This is a genomic window from Streptomyces sp. ALI-76-A (assembly GCF_030287445.1).
In the GTDB taxonomy this organism is placed as follows: domain Bacteria; phylum Actinomycetota; class Actinomycetes; order Streptomycetales; family Streptomycetaceae; genus Streptomyces.
In genome coordinates, this window is sequence record NZ_JASVWB010000002.1 from 967,120 (window position 1) to 984,605 (window position 17,486).

General features: G+C 69.3%; 8 protein-coding genes. 5 read left to right on the top strand and 3 right to left on the bottom strand.

Annotated elements, in window-relative coordinates; all coding sequences use genetic code 11:
* Nucleotides 1-87: 87 nt before the first annotated feature.
* From QQS16_RS05145 to QQS16_RS05155, 3 genes are all read right to left on the bottom strand, one after another.
* Complete coding sequence (locus tag QQS16_RS05145) at nucleotides 88-1,806, bottom strand: IS1182 family transposase (protein WP_502963764.1); 1,719 nt, start codon at nucleotides 1,804-1,806, stop codon at nucleotides 88-90.
* A 484-nt stretch (nucleotides 1,807-2,290) separates the two neighbouring features.
* Nucleotides 2,291-3,559, bottom strand: a complete 1,269-nt coding sequence (locus QQS16_RS05150) for a valine--pyruvate transaminase (protein WP_286060419.1) — start codon at nucleotides 3,557-3,559, stop codon at nucleotides 2,291-2,293.
* A 96-nt stretch (nucleotides 3,560-3,655) separates the two neighbouring features.
* Nucleotides 3,656-5,071, bottom strand: coding sequence for an MFS transporter (locus QQS16_RS05155; protein ID WP_286060420.1), 1,416 nt, complete (start codon nucleotides 5,069-5,071; stop codon nucleotides 3,656-3,658).
* Nucleotides 5,072-5,678: 607 nt separating this feature from the next.
* Between QQS16_RS05155 and QQS16_RS05160 the strand changes: the two genes are divergently transcribed.
* The 5 genes from QQS16_RS05160 (at nucleotide 5,679) to lysA (ending at nucleotide 17,466) form a co-directional block, all read left to right on the top strand.
* Nucleotides 5,679-6,875 carry an ATP-grasp domain-containing protein gene (locus QQS16_RS05160; protein WP_286060421.1) on the top strand — a complete coding sequence of 399 codons (1,197 nt, stop codon included), beginning with the start codon at nucleotides 5,679-5,681 and terminating at the stop codon, nucleotides 6,873-6,875.
* A gap of 382 nt (nucleotides 6,876-7,257) precedes the next feature.
* Nucleotides 7,258-8,262: a TauD/TfdA dioxygenase family protein gene (locus tag QQS16_RS05165; protein ID WP_286060422.1), complete on the top strand. Its 1,005-nt coding sequence runs from the start codon at nucleotides 7,258-7,260 to the stop codon at nucleotides 8,260-8,262.
* On the top strand, nucleotides 8,259-8,972 hold the full coding sequence (locus tag QQS16_RS05170; protein ID WP_286060423.1) for a DUF6875 domain-containing protein: 714 nt from the start codon (nucleotides 8,259-8,261) through the stop codon (nucleotides 8,970-8,972). The genes QQS16_RS05165 and QQS16_RS05170 overlap by 4 nt, the downstream gene beginning before the upstream one ends.
* Entirely contained in the window at nucleotides 8,969-16,144 is a 7,176-nt protein-coding gene (locus QQS16_RS05175) for a non-ribosomal peptide synthetase (RefSeq protein WP_286060424.1), read from the top strand. Before QQS16_RS05170 ends, QQS16_RS05175 begins: the two co-directional genes overlap by 4 nt.
* A complete protein-coding gene (gene lysA / locus QQS16_RS05180; RefSeq protein WP_286060425.1) occupies nucleotides 16,141-17,466 on the top strand; it encodes a diaminopimelate decarboxylase in 1,326 nt (441 codons plus the stop codon). Before QQS16_RS05175 ends, lysA begins: the two co-directional genes overlap by 4 nt.
* The last annotated feature ends 20 nt before the right edge of the window (nucleotides 17,467-17,486 follow it).

The following is a 17,486-nucleotide window of genomic DNA, read 5'->3' on the forward strand; positions in this document are numbered from 1 at the left end:
CTTGGCCACAGTCCGGGACCTGAACTGGCTCGAGCTCGCAGGGGAGACACTGAGCTTGACTCTGTCGGGGATCTTGAATGGTCGGACTCAGCTGACGAGGGTTCGCCAGGACTTTGACCGGGGGATTTCGTTCTGGTCCAGGAAGGTCTGGAAGGCGGTCGGCGGTCTCGGCGAAGAGGGTTCCTCGGTCGCTGACTGGCTGCTGAGTCGTTCGATGTTCACGGCGATGGCTGTGAGTACGTGTTGCAGGTGGGTTTTCGGCTGTCCTCGGTAGCGGCAGTGGCGCATTCCGTGTCCGTGGGCGAACTCGTTGATGGTGCCCTCGACTCCGGAGCGGACCGCGTAGCGGGTCTTCCAGTCGGGTGTCTGCTGCTCGGCGCGGACGCGGAGTTGCAGGTCGCGGAGTTCTCGTGGGGGAAAGCCCACGGTCCGGGCGCTGTCGGCGGTGGTGGTGCAGCGGGCGCGGACCGGGCAGGGGCGGCACTGGCTCTTGGTGAACCGGGCCACGATCAACGGGGCGGCGGCGGGCGAGGACGTCGGGTAAGGGCCGTGCCAGCCTGCGCTGACCTCGCCCTGGGGGCAGGTCACCTGCCGGCGGTCGAAGTCGATATGGAAGTCGTCCCGGTCGAAGCCCTCGTTCTTGCGGTGCTGCCGGGTGGGGTTGCCCGGCAGCGGCCCGCTCACGGTGACCTGGTGTTCGCGGGCGGCTCGTTCCAGGTGGACCACAGAGGTGTAGCCGCCGTCGACCAGGTGCTCGGCGGGCAGCAGCCCGCGACGCGCCAGGCGGGTGTGAATGCCGGGCAGGGCCTGGCCGTCGTTCGTGGCGGCCGACGTGGTGGCCACGTCCGTGATCACGTTGACGCTGTCGGAGGCACATGTCTCGGTGACATGCGCGGCGAACCCCTTCCAGCGGATGATGTGCCCGTGGCGGACGTAGCGCGCCGTGGTGTCGTAGGGGGAGAAGATCGCCGAGGAGGAGGGCGGCAGGCCGCCGTCGTCGGCGGTGCGCCAGCGCAGCGGCCTGCCGCGTCGCGGTGGTAGTTCTGCACGAGGAATCTGCCGCAGGGCCTCGGCCTGGGGGCCGGGCCGGTAACCCGGTCCGTGCTGATGGAGGCGTTCCAGCAGTCGGCAGGCGTCGTCGCCGGCGGCGAGGATCCTGGTCCTGCGCCGGGTGGGGTTCTTGCCCAGACGGACCGGACGGCCGTAGCGGCGCCCCCAGCCCTCGTCGACCAGGCCGGTCAACAGGTGCGACGCGGTGCGGGCCACTTCTTCCAGGACGGCGCGGACGGCCTCGGTGACCAGTTCCAGCCGGGTCAGGTCGCGCACCGCGGCCAGGACGTGGGTGGAGTCGGTGCGCTGCGTGGTGCGTTCTCGCACGAGTCCGGCCTCCTTGAGACGAGCCAGCGCCAGATCGAGGAGACGGTCGGCGCGGTCGTCCTCGGCGAGACGGTCGCGGAAGTCGGCCAGCACGCTGTGGTGGAAGCCGAGATCGTCCAGCTCCAGGGCCATGGCGTACTTGAAGTCGATGCGGCAGCGGACCGCTTCCGCTGCCTGACGGTCCGACAGGCCGAGCAGGAACTGCAGCACGCAGACAGTCGCCAGCTGGGCGGGCGACAGACCCGGACGACCGTCACGCGGGTACCAGTCGGCGAAGTCCTCGTCGCACCACAGCCCGGCGAGGCGGTCTCTCACCCACATCGCCGTCGTACCGCCCGGGTTGCTCGCCCGCGCGATCCGCGCGGTCAGAGACGGGACTTGCTCACCGGAATGAGGACGGAGCGACAACAGACACCTCGGCAGCTGCATCGGCCTGTGGAACAGCCCTGAGCATGCCCGCTGATCATGCTGGCGCACTGGGAAACTCCAAGATCCCCGACAGAGTCAAGCTAAGAGATTCTTTCCCGACAGGCGGGGCGCGACGCACTATGGAGACGGAGGCCACGGCGCTCGCGGTGAAGCACCAGCTGCGCGTGGCCGCGTCGAGCGTCGTGCCACGGTGACCGGGGCAGCCGGGTGCGCCATGGCGTCCCGGATTTCCGCCGGTCCCACGGAGGCTCGCGCCGTCCCGGCGGACATGGTCATGGGGTGCTCTTCATTCTCCAGTTCGGCGCACGCGGCACGTTCGGGGACTTGTCGGGGCGCATCGGCACATGGACGACCGGCCCCGACGGCCTCGCCGAAGCGAGGTGACGTGATGTGAAGAGACGTGACGCGACTTCAGATATGGCGACTTTCGAGGGGTTGCGCGAGGCCGTGGGAAGTTATCTGGCGTGACGGCACGGACGCCCGATCAGGCCACGCCGTCCCGCATCTCACGCAGCACGTCGGCGAGCCGGTGGACGCCCTCGGTGATCACTTTCTCGTCGGCGCTCAGGCTCAGGCGGAAGCACCGGGTCGCGTGCTCGGCGAGGCTGGGGGTGCGCAGCGGGTCCACGAAGAAGTGCCGCCCCGGTACGACGAAGACCTTCCGCTCCTTGAGCCGGCGGTACAGCGTGGTGTCGTCGAACCACGGGTGGTCCACCCACAGCCAGCAGAACATGCCGCCGTCCCCAGAATGCATGCGCCAGTCGACGTCCGCCGGCAGCAGTTTGCCCAGCAGTGCCTCGGCAAAGCGCTTCTTCTCGCGGTAGTACGGCGTGATCGCGGTGCTGGTGGTCGCGTCCAGACGCCCGTCGGCCATCACCCGGGCAAGTGCGTGCTGGGCGAGCTGGGGCGCGTGCAGGACGGAGTTGGACATGAACGAGGCGAGCGGCTCGATGTACTTCGGGTGGCCGATCGCGAAACCGATCCGTTCGCCGGGCAGTCCGGCCTTCGACGCGGAGAAGCAGTTGACGACGTTGTCGTTCAGCACCGGTTCGGTGTGTGCCTCCGCGATCTGGGGAAAAGGTGCGCCGTAGGCGTTGTCGACGAAGAGGGGCGCCTCACGCTCGGCCGCGAGCGCCGTCAGCGCTTGCAGGTCGGTGAGGGTCAGAGCGCGCCCGGTGGGATTGCCTGGACTGGAGACCAGCATCATGCCGATGTCCGTGCGACGCCGCAGTGCTTCGATGTCGAGGGCGTAGCGGAAGCTGTGGCCTTCCTCACGGTGGACCAGCGGGGTGACGCCGGCGATGCCGTCGTCGTGCATGCACAGCCCCTGGTAGCCGGTGTAGTCGGGCACCATGGGGAGCACGATCCGTCGGTCGTCGCGCATGCCCGGGCCGGTGAAGAGGGCGGCCGCAGCGAAGCAGACCATCTGGCTGCCAGGGCCGACGACGATGTTCTCGGGGCCGAGCTGCCAACCGTACGTCTGGTGGAAGTAGTCGGCGACAGCCTCGACAAGCGCGCGGCTGCCACGGGAGGGGCCATAGCGGCAGCCGGCCTCGTCAAAGTCCTCGGCGGTCGATTCCGTCAGGGCGGCCCGCCACATGTCACGCGCCGCCGGGATAGGGGCAGGGTTGCCTACGCTCAGGTTGAGCCATTCGTCGGCCGAAGCCCCGGCTGTGCTTGCGGCGACGTCTTCCATGATGCTTCGCAGGCCGGAGAGTCCGGCCATCTTGGTACCGCTCAGCGACAACGGCACAGCTTTCTCCTCAACACCGAGTGGAATGGTCGATGACCATGCGTCAGGAAGGGCCGGGAGCCGGGTGCCGCAGGCGGTGCCGTGCTTCCCGGCCAGTCACCGCGGTTCTCCAGCGGCCGCCAGAGTTGACGACCGGTCGGGTTCGCGGTCGTCCAGATCCGGCCAACCGTACAGTTCGCCCTCGCCGGTCTGCTTGAGCTGACGGACGCGCGGTACCAGCAGCACGATCACCACACCAGCCACGACGAACGCGAGTGCAAGCTCCAGCGTCCTGGTCACTCCGATCGCCTCGGCGAGCGGGCCTGCTGCCGCGTATCCGAGCGGCGCCACCGTGAATGAGATGAGCCAGTCGTACGATGACACACGGGACAGCACCTCCTCAGGAATCAGCTTCTGGACCGCCGTCGACCACAGGCTGTTCAGGAGCGCCACCCCTGCCGCGCTGATCAGGGCCGCCATCGTGATCACGACCGTGGGAGACGGCCCGGTCAGCGCGGCGAGCTGCAGCACGGTCAACAGCAGCGCGAGGTGCGCGGCGATGAGGGGCCTGCGCGGGCGGTACCGCATGCTGACGGCGGCACCGATGAGGGCACCGATGGCCATACTCGCGCTCACCAGGCCCCAGTTGGCGGCACCGCCCGCCTGACGGGCGACGATGACCGGCCCCAGGACGACGAACGCACTGGAGCCGACGTTCCAGATGGCGTGGCCGCACAAGGTCACCCAGTACCAGGGCCGACGAACGACCTCACTCCACCCGGCAGCGATCTCCGCGAAGATGTGGGTGCGGTCGCCGCGCCGCGCTGGCGGCGCGAGCGGGAGGAGCACCAGGGTGCAGGCGCTGACCAGGAAGGTCACCGCGTCGAGCAGGTACACCCAGCCGGGCGATGCGATCACCACCGCCGCGCCCGCCAGGCCCGGTCCCATCACCTGTGCCGCGCCGCGTGACAGCTCCATCAGACCGTTGGCCTGCTGTAGTTTCTCCTTGCTGATGGTCTGCGGCACCAGGCCGACGAGGGTCGGTTGAGTGACGGCCGAGGCGGCGCCGTAGCAGATCGCCGTGCTCAGCAACAGCGTCACGCTGCTGTGGCCGGTCAACAGCAGGACGCCGGCGGTTACCTGAACCGCGCACAGGAAGAGGTCACTGCCGCCGAGCAGCAAACGCCTCGGCAGCCGGTCGGCCAGTGCGCCGCCGATCAGCAGCAGCAGGGTGCGGGCGACCATGGTGGCGGCGATGACGAGCCCGATGTCGGCCGCGCTGCCGCCGGCCGACAGAACCGCGAACGCCAGCGTCACCGGCATCAGCGCGTCGCCCAGTGCTGACGTCGTACGGCCGATCCACAACAGGCGGAAGCTGCGCTCGGCGAGGACGCCGAATTTGTCGCCGAACCTCATATCGCGCACCGGAACGTGGGTGAGGCGTGAGCAGGAACTCGCATCGGGCACCACCGATTCAGACGTCTCGTCAACTTTGCGTATAAAGGCGGCGGTTACGCCTCCGATCGCCATCATGATGAAGAGTGACCGCTTTGCCGCCGTAACTTCACGCGCCGGGAAGTGGGGTACGTAGCGCCCGACTCCGGGCTGAGGCAGGGTAACTGTACACACGGCTGCGGAATGCACGTCCGCTCGTTTTCCGACCGGCCGGCGCGGTCCCCGGAGGGGCTGCGGAAAGGACGCCACGACCGTGAGGGCCGCCACTGACAGCACCGTCAGTGGTGCTGGACCCGCCCGACAAGGCTCCGCTCCGTCAAAACTGCCTGGTCCGACAGGCGTTGGGGCTGCGCGAGAGGGCGGAAGCTCCACCCCCACTTCTTCCCTACGTCGTCGACCAGGCCAACGTCAAGATCTTTCATGATCCTACAAACTGTCGTATCGTCTCCCGTGTGTTCGCCCAACAGGGCGTCCGTGCAATGGCGTTCGTCCGGGACGGGCGTCGATTACCTAGCCCCATCAGACGAGCACCGAATCACGGCAGTGCGTCGCCAGCATCGACGGCTGAGGCGTTACCGCGCCACTGTAAGAAGCGACCACTCGACAGGCAGAATCGATCCTGTTCAACCGCATCGGGGGATGCTCCATGCTTCTTTTCATCGAGTCCATACGGACTGGCACTGGAATGTCCCATGTGAAGTGGGCGGTCGACAATGGCATAGACACCGCCTACATCACCGACCAGCCTCTCGAGGCCGCGAAGGCACGATTCTGCGGCGAGGTCGTCGAGGAGCTCGAGCGCCGTGGACGGGTCTTCCGTGTCCCCTCCACCATGACTGCTGACGTTCCCTCCGACCTCGTCGACCGGATCCGCAAGGCGGGCGGTCCGACCGGCGTCGTCTGCCTGCTGGACCGGAGCGTAGAGTTCGCTGCGGTCCTGGCCGAGCAGCTGGGGGTCCAATACCCCAGCCCCGACGCGGTCCGCACCATCCGCGACAAGCGCTCGGCGCGCCGGTTTTACAGCGAGGCCGGTGTCCCGAACCTGCGCTGGTGCGCCCCCGAGAGCCCGGAGGAACTGGTCGACTTCGTCGAGCAGCTGGACGTCCCGGTGGTGCTCAAAAACAGTCGCGGTGCCGGCAGCTTCAACGTCACACTGGTCCGCAACGCGGAAGAGGCTGTCACCGCGTTCGCCGAGCTGAGCGAAGACGTCCCGTTCTTCGGCGGCGGGCTGCTGGCCGAGGAGTACGTCCGCGGCCCCCTCTACAGCCTGGAGACCCTGATCACAGACGGCCGCTGCCACCATCTGGGGGTCACGGACCGCCAGATCGGCCCCAACCCGGCCTTCTGCGAGATTTCCTACAGCTTCCCCGTGCAGGTGCCGGAGTCAGTTGAGGCCCGCATGCGGCAAACCGTCGAGACGTGCGTGGCAGCCTTGGACATCCGCCAGGGGATGCTCCACACCGAGTTCGCCGTGATGGGCGACGACGACGTCGTGATCATCGAGATCAACATCCGGCCTCCCGGCGCCGCCATCCCGCTGATGATGAACGACTGCCTGGACAGCCCGCTCCCCAAGATCCTCGCTGCTTCGGCACTCGGCACCGAGCTGCCGTCGCTGAACCAAAACGGCCGGGCGTCCACCACCATGACGGTCTACCCGACGCTGCGCGGCAAGCTCAGCGCCCTGCACGGCGTCGAGGAGGCCGTCCGGGCGCCGTTCGTCGCACAGGTCCTGCCCGGCGCGCAGATCGGTGAAGAGGTGTTCCCGCCGGTGGACTACCGGGGCGCGCTGTGCCAGATCCGGACAGTCGCCGACTCGGTGAACCTGTCCTACAACGCAGCTGTGGCAGCCGCCCGGGACGTCTGGGCGAAGGTGGAGTGATGACGCAGCAGATGGTGTGCCGTCCAGCCCCCCGAAGAACCGGCTGACTGTCCCAGGAGATCTCCGGCCGCTGCGCAGAAGCCGGACAGCTGGGCGCACCGGTACGGACGGAGAGCGCCGACCGGCTCGTACGGCGCATCGTGAGGCGGGGCCCTGCCACCGAGCGTGACGACCGCCCCGGGATCCGAGGCCGGAATGCGAAAGCCCGGCCGGGACCGGGCTGACTGTGTGCAGTCCATTTCTGACCGTCGAGCACGCGGTCCTCGTCATGTCCGGAGCCGCGAGCCCACCCATACTGACCGCCAGCCGTTCAACTACGCCTGAACACCAAGCATTGAGATCGTCGCACCCGCGGGCGCGACACGAACGACAAGGGTGAACCATGTCGCAAACGCCAACCGCTACCAAGCTGAACGTGCGCCCGGCCGCGGGCTACGTCGGCGCGTACGTCGACGGCATCGATCTGAAGGCCGACCTCCACGAGACCACCGTCGAGGAGCTGCGCCAAGCCCTCTACAAGCATAAGGCGCTGTTCTTCCGGGACCAGCACCTGGACCATGCCTCGCACGTCGCGTTCGCGGGGCGGTTCGGCCCGCTCGCCGTACGCGCCCGGGCACAGGACACCGAGGAACTTAACCCGTACCCGCAGATCCTGACGATCTCTCCGCAGCTCGACAAGAAGCTGGTGGGCGCCGACTACGAGGCGGTGTTCCGCAGCAAGTGGGTGACCAGCATCAGCGGCTGGCACGTCGACGCGTCGCAGGTGGTGAACCCGCCGGCGATCGCGTTCCTGCGCGCCGACGAGGTCCCACCGTTCGGCGGAGACACACACTGGACGAACCTGGTGGCCGCCTACGAGGGGCTGTCGGAGCCGATCAGGAAGATGATCGACGGGCTCCAGGCACTGCACACCTTCTGGCCCGCCCAGCAGCTGGACCCCCGGAACCCGGTCGAGAAGAAGGCCCTCGACATGATCGGGAACGAGCGGGAAGCAGTACACCCGGTGGTACGCGTGCACCCCGAGACCGGCGAGAAGGCTCTGTTTGTCAACCCGTCGCGTACCGCTCGCATCTTGGGGATGAACCCGGTTGAGAGCCGCAAGCTCCTGGAGCTGCTGTTTGAGGAGCTGACCCGGCCGCAATACACCTGCCGGTTCGCCTGGGAGCCAGGTTCGGTCGCGGTGTGGGACAACCGGACCACTGCGCACCTGGCTGCCGCCGACATCGACCACCTCACCGAGGAGGGCCACGTCCGCATCATGCACCGGACGTCAACCGTCGGTGACATCCCTGTCGGCCCGGACGGCTTCACCTCATACGCACTGGCGGGCGTGCCGCTGGTCGAGCCGAAGGTGGACAACGACGCGCCCTCGTACAAAGCGCGGTGAACGCGACCCAGCCCATGGTCACGACCGCGGCTCCATCGGTCGTGCCTGGGTCGCTGACCCGGGCGGCCGACGCCGCCGCAGCCTTCGACCGGTACCCGCAGTACCAGGCCGGAATGCGCTGGGTGGCAGAGTTCGTCACTCAGCCGCACCCCGACCTGGGCCGGTCCGGGGCGGTCTGTCCGCGGCTCGAGCCCGCCATCCGCGCCAACACGGTGTGGCTGGTCGCGCTGACGGTGCACGGGACGACCCCCGCTGATGCCGCTGATGCGGGGCGGTTGCTGCTCGACCTGTTCGAGGAGGTTGCCGCCGGGCCGCACCGGTCGGTTGCCGCGCTACTCGGGTTCTTTCCCGGCCTGCCGAGCGCGCAGGCGGCCGTCTTCATCGACGGCGGCCACGGCCTCCTGCGGCCCGAGGCCGTCGAACGCGGCCTCATGTTGGGGGAGTTCCACGCGGACAGCACCGTCGGCGGTGTGCACAACCGGGCGTTCCCGGTGATGCAGTGCCCGGAGCCGATGTTCGCCATCCGCGCCATGACCCCCCACGACCTGCTGTTCGCCGACCAGCCCGCCACCCCGTCAGCCGACCGGCTCAGCTACCTCCTGGCGTACCAGCGGCACATTGGCCCCCGGCTCAGCCCGGCGGCGCGGGAAGGCCTCGAGGCCAAGGTGAGTGCCGCCCGTCAAGCTCTTTCATCGGGAGAGTCATCGTGACCCTGCATCCCCCGGCCGCTCTCGCTGAGCTGACCCTTGCCGCGGCGCTGGAGACTGCCTACCAGGAACACCGGACCTTGGACGCGGTCGTCACCGGGTCCGGGTCGCTGACCTACCAGGACCTGGCTGAGAAGGCACACACCATCGCCGACGGCGTGCGTGCCGCCTGTCCTGCCCCGCCGGGTTCTCCCTCATCGGACCGTGCCCGCGTCGTGGCCGTGGTCATCGAGCGTTCTCCCGAGTTTGTCGCCACCGTGCTAGGCGTGCTCGCCGCTGGGGCCGTGTACCTGCCGCTTGACCCGGACGCGCCGGACGCCTTCCTGCGCGACGTATTCACCGAGGCCCGGCCGGCGCTGGTTATCACCACCGCCAACCGGGCCGCCCGGCTGCGGGAACATACAACCGCACCGGTGCGGTCGTACCAGGAGCTGGCCGCGCACGAGCCGACGACTCCGGTCGCGGACGGGGCGGTGGACCCCTCTCAGCCGGCGTACGTCATCTATACCTCGGGGTCGACCGGCGCGCCGAAGGGCGTGCTGGTCCCCCACTCTGCGCTGCTGAATTCCACGGCAGCGCGCGCCGATCGGTTCGGCGAGGCCGGCCGGGTGCTGTTGCTGCACTCGCCGGCGTTCGACCTCACTACCGGTGTCCTGTTCTGGACGTTGCTCACTGGCGGCACCCTGATCATCGACCCGGCCGGGCTCACCGACGTTGCCCGCACTGTTGACCTGGTGCGCGAGCATAGCGTCACGCAGCTGATCTACCCGGCGTCGCTGTACAGCGTCTTTCTGGACCGTGCCGCGAGCAGGCCACTCACCAGTCTCAAGGCTGTCGGAATCGGCAGCGAGCGGTGGAGCCCCGCCGTGATCGAGCGGCACGCCCGCCTGCTGCCGGACACCACGCTGTTCAACGAGTTCGGTCCGACGGAAGCATGCGTCGTCTCCAGCTACAGCCGGGTCTACGACGCCGAGACCGGACAGCGGATGCCGATGACCATCGGTCGGCCCGTGCGCAACACCGGCTACCTCCTCCTCGACGCCGATGGCCGGCCCACCACCGGAGCTGGCGAACTGGTCATTACCGGCGCTAACCTTGCGCTCGGCTACTTCAACCGCCCGGAACTGACCGCCGAGCGGTTCGTGACCGTTGACGGCGAGCGGGCGTACCGGACCGGTGACCTAGTCCAGCAGGACCCCTCGGGTGACTTCGTGTTCTTGGAGCGCGCCGACCGTCAGGTGCAGGTCGGCGGGCATCGCGTGGAACCGGGCCACATCGAGTCCGTCCTGATGGAGCACTCCCGGATCCTCGTGGCGCACGTCACCGGACGGGCCATCGCCTCGGTCTCCGGGTCGACCTCTCTCGTCGCCTACCTGGTTCCGGTCCCGGACGGGGACCGTGAGCCGTCGGCTGCCGGGCCTGACGCAGACCACACGGGTGAGGCGTCCTTCATCGCCGACTGCGACCGCTATCTGCGCGCCCGGGTTCCGGCGTACCTCATCCCCTCCGCGTACGTCGTAATCACCGAACTGCCCCGGACCGCAGCCGGGAAGATCGACGAGGCACGGCTCCCCGACCCCTCTTCGGCCGGTGCCCCGCCCGCGGACGTCCTCGAAGAGCGTCTGGCAGTCGCGGCGGCCACCATTCTCGGCCTGAGGGACGTTCCGGTGGACCGGTCGCTGCTGATGCTGGGTGCCAACTCCCTGGCGCTGATCCAGCTCGCCGCCATCGTCGCCGCCGACCACTCCGTCGACCTTCCAATCAGCGCCCTGTTTGCGACCCCAACCATCAGGGACATCGCCGTCCTCGTCCGTGCCGGGGCCCCGTCCGACCGTCCACGGATCCAGCCCGGCACGGCCCCCACGGAGACCGGGCCGGGCGGTGCGGGCGGCTTCCCGCTCAGCGGTCAGCAGGAACAGATCTGGGTCCTGACCCAGCTGACCGCGGACGCGCTCGCATACAACACCCAGTTCTCCCTGCGGATGCATGGCCCGGTGGACATCACCGCGCTGCAGCATGCGCTGTCGCACATCGTGACCCGGCACGAGATCCTGCGCACCACCTTCCACGACAGCACCAACGGGCCGGTCCAGGTCGTTCACGAACCCTGGCAGGCGAAGGTCAAGGTCGTCGACCTCACTGGCCTGCCCGAACAGGACCGCGCCGCGGAACTCGCGACCCGGATACGCGCCGAGGTCGCCGTCGGCTTCGACGTGGCCACCCTGCCGCTGGTCCGCTGGCACCTGTTCCGCGTCGCCCCTGAGGAGTGGCGGCTGCTGCAGGTGGAACACCACTTCGCGCACGACGGCTGGTCCGCCCAACTGTTCCTGGCCGAACTCCGCGACGCGTACGACGCGATCGCCGCTGGCCGCCAGCCGGACCTGTCGACGCTGCCGGTGCAGTACCGCGATTTCGCGGCCTGGCAGCACGCCTGGCGGGAGAGCGGCGACTACGCCGGGCAGGTCGCGTACTGGTGTGACGAACTGTCCGGCTGCCCCCGCGATGGCGCGACGTTCGCAGCGGACCGGCCCCGGCCGGCGGCCCGGTCGTACCGCGGCGGTCGGCTCAGCGCCCACATCCCGGCCGAGGTCATGCACGGACTCGACGACCTGGCCGCCCGGCACGGGGTGAGCCGTTTCGCGGTGTTCCTGTCGGCGTTCGCGCTGCAGGTGTGGCAACACACGGGCGAGGAGGACATCGTTCTCGGGTCGGCGCTGGTCAACCGCCGCCAGCCCGGCACCGACCGGCTGCTCGGGATGTTCGTCAACGCACTTCCGCTGCGGGTGCGCATCAACCCGGCCAGCTCGCTGAGCGAGCTGCTTCGCGCGACGATGAACGTCGTGCTCGGCGCGCAGGACCATCAGGAACTGCCGTTGCTCGACGTGCTGGCGCGCCTGGACCTGCCGCGCGACCCGGGCCGGAACCCGCTGTTCAACCTCATGTTCGCGTTCCACGACACTCCGCGGCCGTATCTGCGGATGGGGGCGGTGCAGGCGAGCCTCGTCATCGAGCACAACGCGTCCGCCAAGGGCGACATCAACGTGGTGTGCGTCCCCGACCCCCGCCACCCGGACGGGAACGGACAGGTCGGGATGACCATCCTGTGGGAGTACGACACCGACCTGTTCGACGCGGACACCGCAGAAGAACTACTCGGGGGGTTCGAAACGGTCCTGAGCCTGCTGTCGCGCGCGGCCGACGAGTCGGTCCGCGACCTGGAACTGCTGGGTGCCGACGAGACGGCCCGGGTCCTGGCCATGAGCACCGGCGCGGCCGAACAGGTTCCGCACAGCACACTGCACGCCGGCTTCGCCGCCGCGGTGGCCGCGCACCCGGACGCGGTCGCGGTCGAGCACGCCGGGGCCTCGTGCACGTACGGTCAACTCGACCTGCACGCCCGGGATTTCCAGTGGCGTCTGGCCGACGCGGGTCTGCAGGCCGGCGCGGTCGTCGCGATCACCTGCACCGCCGGCATCGGACTGGTCGCGGCGATCCTGGCCGTGTTGCGGTCCGGCGCGGTCTACGTGTGCATCGACCCGGCGCAGCCTTCAGCCCGCACCGCCGCGATGTACGAGGACGCCGCCCCGAGCATCATCGTCGCCGACCGCGCCGCCTCGGCCGGTGCGGCGTCGTCTGGGGCACCCGCAGGCGTGCCCGTGCTGTACGCCGACGACCTGGCGGTCGGCACGGCACCGGACACCGGCGCCCCGTCCGACGCGGACGTCGGTCCTGCCGACGGCGCGTACCTCGTCTACACCTCGGGCTCCACCGGTACCCCGAAGGCGGTACTGACCAGCCACGCCAACGCATGCGCCGCGGTGCATGCCCGCACCAGGTACCTGGAGGCGGCGGGCACGGAGCCCGGCATGCCGGTCAAGACACTGGTCACACTGCCGGTGATCTTCGACGTCGCACCGCACATGATGCTGTGGACGCTGTGGTCGGGCGGCACCATCGTGGTCCCGGACATCGCCGACGACGCCCGCGACCCTGACCGCATCCGTTCTCTCATCGAGCGGTGCGAGGTCACGCATGTCAACTTCACCGCGTCGTTCTACCGGCAGCTGGTGCGGACGCTCCCGGTCGGCTGGACCCCAAAGCTGCGGGTTGTGGCCATCGGTGGCGAGGCGTGCAGCCCGGATGACATCCGCGAGCACGCCGTCCGCGTGCCCGGCGCGGCTCTGGACAACGAGTACGGTCCCACCGAGGGCACCGTCTGGTGCTCCGCGCAGCGCCTGCACCCGGCACCCCCAGGGGCGGGGACGCGAGTGAGCGTCGGTGGCCCGCTGGCCAACTACCGCATGGTGGTGCTGGACCCGGACGGGCGCCTGTTGCCCGCAGGCGCGGCCGGCGAGCTGTACATCAGCGGCCCAGGGGTGGCTCTCGGCTACCACCGTCGTCCCGAGCTGACCGCCGAGCGGTTCCTGGTCCCGACGGGCGGGCCGCTCGCCGGGCAGCGCCTGTACCGGACCGGGGACCGGGTCCGGCTCCGGGCCGGGAGCTTCGAGATTCTCGGACGTCTCGACGACCAGGTGAAGGTCCGCGGGTTCCGGGTGGAACTCGGGGAGGTCACCACCTGTCTGCTGAAGCACCCCGACGTCGCCGACGCCGTAGTGCTCCTGCGGGGATCCGGTGACACAGCGCGACTGGCCGCGTACGTCGCCGCCCCGGCCGACGGCGCCGTCCGTCCGGAGCACATGCGGGAGTGGGCGGCACAGCGCCTGCCCTCGTACATGCTCCCGACCAGCGTCGTGATCATGGACCGGCTTCCCCGTACGTCCACCGGGAAGATACAAGCGTCGCAGTTGCCAGAACCCCCGGAGCAGACCAGTACGGTTCCGGCGGCCGAGCCAGAAACGCCCCGTCAGCAGCTGCTTCTGCAGGTATGGCGGGCCACACTCCAGCAGCCGCGCATCGGCCTCGACGACGACTTCTTCGCCAGCGGCGGCGACTCCCTGCAGGCCATCCGGGCCGCCGCCCGGACACGTGCCCTCGGGGTGGACGTCAGCGTCGCGGACTTGCTGACCGCAACGACCGTCCGTGCCCTGGACCATCTGATCACACACCGCCCCGACAGCGACGTCGTTGCGGTGACCGAACGCCGGCCGGGCGGAACCACCCTTCCGCTCACCGCGATCCAGGGCTGGTTCTTCGACCAGCGGTTCGCCAACCCGGACCACTTCCACCAGGCGCGCCTGTTCGAGCTGGCCGACGACGGCGCCCCGGACACCCTGCGCGCGGCACTCTCCTGGGTGATCCGCCGGCACGACGCGTTCCGCACCCGGTTCACCCGTGACGGGGACAGCTGGACCGCCATCCTCGAGGAGCAGCCGGCCGGCGACCTGCTGAGCGAGCACACGGTGCCGGACGGTGAGCAGCCACTGGAACAGCGGCTTGACGCCCTGCTGCGCGGTCTGCACCGGCATATCGACATCGACGACGGTCGGTTGGCGGACTTCGCGATCGTGCGCGACGCGGGCGGCACCCGTACCTGGGTGTACCTGATTGCGCACCATCTGATCGTCGACGTGGTGTCCTGGCAGATCCTCACCGACGACATCGCGTGGGCCCACCGGGCCCTGCGCGACGGCCGGGAGCTGCCCGATGGCGCGGCACCGGGCATCCCTGACCGGCCCACCGAGGCACCAGCCCCGGACACGCACTGGGAGACGCTCGCCAAGGCGCAGAAGCCGATCCTCTCCGGTGCCGGAACTGCCACATCGACGTCCGCAGCCGGGGACCGGATCCGAGTGAGCTCCCGCATGTCGCAGCGGGTCGCCACGTACCTGAGTCAGGAAACTCGCCGACTGCACGACATCAGCGCCCAGGCCCTGCTGCTGGCAGCGCTGCACCGAACGCTGTCCCCGCACAACGACGGTTCGGACTTGTACGTGTGGCTGGAAGGGCACGGCCGGACCCAGGCCGACGACGGCCGCCTCGAGAACGTGGTCGGCTGGCTGACCTCGCTATATCCGGCGCTGCTCACCGACCTCAACGCGGAGAGGGCTCGCCTCGTGGACGCCGCGGCCGCCGTCGACCGGCAGCTTGCCGCGGTCCCGGACGCCGGTACCGGCTTCGGCCAGGCGCGTTACCTGCACCCGGAGTCGCCGCTCGGCCGACAGTTGAGCTCCGTCGCCTCGCCGCAGATCACGTTCAACTACCTCGGCGGGCACCAACTGGCCGCCAGTGACTATGTGCTGAGGCCGGTCGCGGTTCCGGAGGCGGCGACCATCTCCGCCGCCAACGTGCTGCCGACATCGCTCGATGTGACAGTTGCCCCGGCCACGGACGGCACCGTGGTCTGCCACCTCTCTGTCGATCCGGCGCTGCTGTCCGCCGAGGAGGCGGAGCAGGTCGCCGACCGCTTCGCTGCCGAGGTGGAAAGCGCCGCCCGGATAGTCCCGCTGACCCCCGCGCCGGTGGACCAGCCCGCGCGCACGCTGTTCATGATCCACCCGGTCGACGGGCGGATCGACTGGTACGCGCCGATGGCGGATCTGCTCGGCCGCGGCTGGGACTGCTACGGCCTGCCGCACGACCACACCTGCGAGAGCACGACGATGAGCGCGCTCGCCCGCCGTTACCTGGACCAGATCCGGGCGGCGAAGCCCTCCGGCTCGTACACCCTGACCGGTTGGTGCATGGGCGCGCCACTAATCTACGAGATCGCCCGCCAGGCGCACGCGGACGGCGACGGCGACCGCATCGACGACCTGATCGTGATGGACCCGACGCCCGCCGAGCCGCCGGCAAACCCGGACGCCGCCCTGGTTGACCACGCGCACGTCGAGCTCCCGCACCAGACGAAGCCCGCGATCGCCGAGGCGCTCGCCGCGACCCGGCAGCTTCCGATCCCGGAGCGTGCCGCGGCGCTCGTCGATCTGCTGGGCCCGGCCGGGTCGGGGGCCCCCGACCACCAGTTGCTCGGCAAGCTGCGGATGCGGCTGAGCTTCCACGCGGCGATGGACGCGTGGAAGCCCACCGGGCAGGTGCCGCGGCTGACGATGTGCCTGCCCGAGGTCGTCACGGCGGGCCACGAGAAGGCACCCGAGGGCTGGTGCCCATTGGGCGCCACCGTAACCGTCACCACGATCCCAGGAGACCACGTCAGTATGCTCAGCGCCGGTGAACTCAACCAGGCCGTCAACCTCCAGTTGGACGGAGAGAGTTCGTGACCACGACACCCGAGGTCCGCGCCCTGCGCCCTGGAATTTGGCCCACGACGGCCGAACAGGGCCCGGACGGGGTGCTGGGCATCGGCGGTGTACCGATGACGGAACTCGCCGAGCGGTACGGAACACCTTCGTACATCTTCGACGAGGCCGACTTCCGGGAACGCTGCACCACCTTCCGTGAAGCGTTCCACGACTTCGACGTCTACTACGCGAGCAAGGCTTTCCTCACCCGCACCAGCGCGCGCATCGTCGAGGAATCCGGCCTCAGCCTGGACGTCTGCACGGAGGGCGAACTCGCCTACGCCAAGGCCGTGGACTTCCCGGCCGAGCGCATCTTGCTGCACGGCAACAACAAGTCGGAGGCGGACCTGGCCGCGGCCCTCGCGTACGGAGTCGGGCGCATCGTCGTCGACTCCGCCGAGGAACTCGACCGGCTCGAGGCACTGGTGCCGCGTTTTCCCGGCAGCAGGCCGGCCGTGCTGCTGCGGGTCACGGTGGGCGTGCAGGCCGACACCCACGCGCACATCGCCACCGCGCACGAGGACCAGAAGTTCGGATTCTCACTGGTCAGCGGAGAGGCCGAACGGGCGGTGAACCGGGTGGCCGACAGCGGGCTGCTCGAACTGCGCGGCCTGCATAGCCACATCGGCTCGCAGATCCTCGGCACTGCCGGCTTCAAGTCGGCTGCCAAACGGCTCGTTGAGCTGCGGGCCAAGCTCGCCCGGGACGGCATCGAGCTGCCGGAGCTGGATCTCGGTGGCGGGTTCGGAATCGCCTATACCGAGCACGACGCGCCCACGCCGGCCAAGGAGATGGCCTACATTCTGCGGACGGTCGTGGAAATGGAGTGCGCCGCGCTCGGGGTTTCGGTGCCCCGCCTGGCGATCGAGCCGGGCCGCGCCATCGCTGGCCCCGCGGGGGTGACGCTCTACCGCGTGGGCGCAGTCAAGCACCGTGAGGGCATTCGTACCTTCGTCGCGGTCGACGGTGGCATGAGCGACAACGTGCGCACCGCGCTGTACGACGCTACGTACTCCGTCCAGCTCGCAGGGCGCACCTCGGACGCGCCCCCCGCACTGGTCCGCGTCGTCGGCAAGCACTGCGATGCCGGGGATGTAGTGGTGCGTGAGGACCACCTGCCGTCCGACGTCCGGGCCGGCGACCTGCTCGCGGTGCCGGGTACCGGCGCGTACTGCCACAGCCTTGCGCACAACTACAACCAGATCCCGAGACCGCCCGTGATTGCGGTGGCCGAGGGCCGAGCGCGCGAGATCGTTCGCCGCGAGACGGTCGAGGACCTGATGCGCCTCGACGTCGGCTGATCGCCAACCCGCCACGGCCC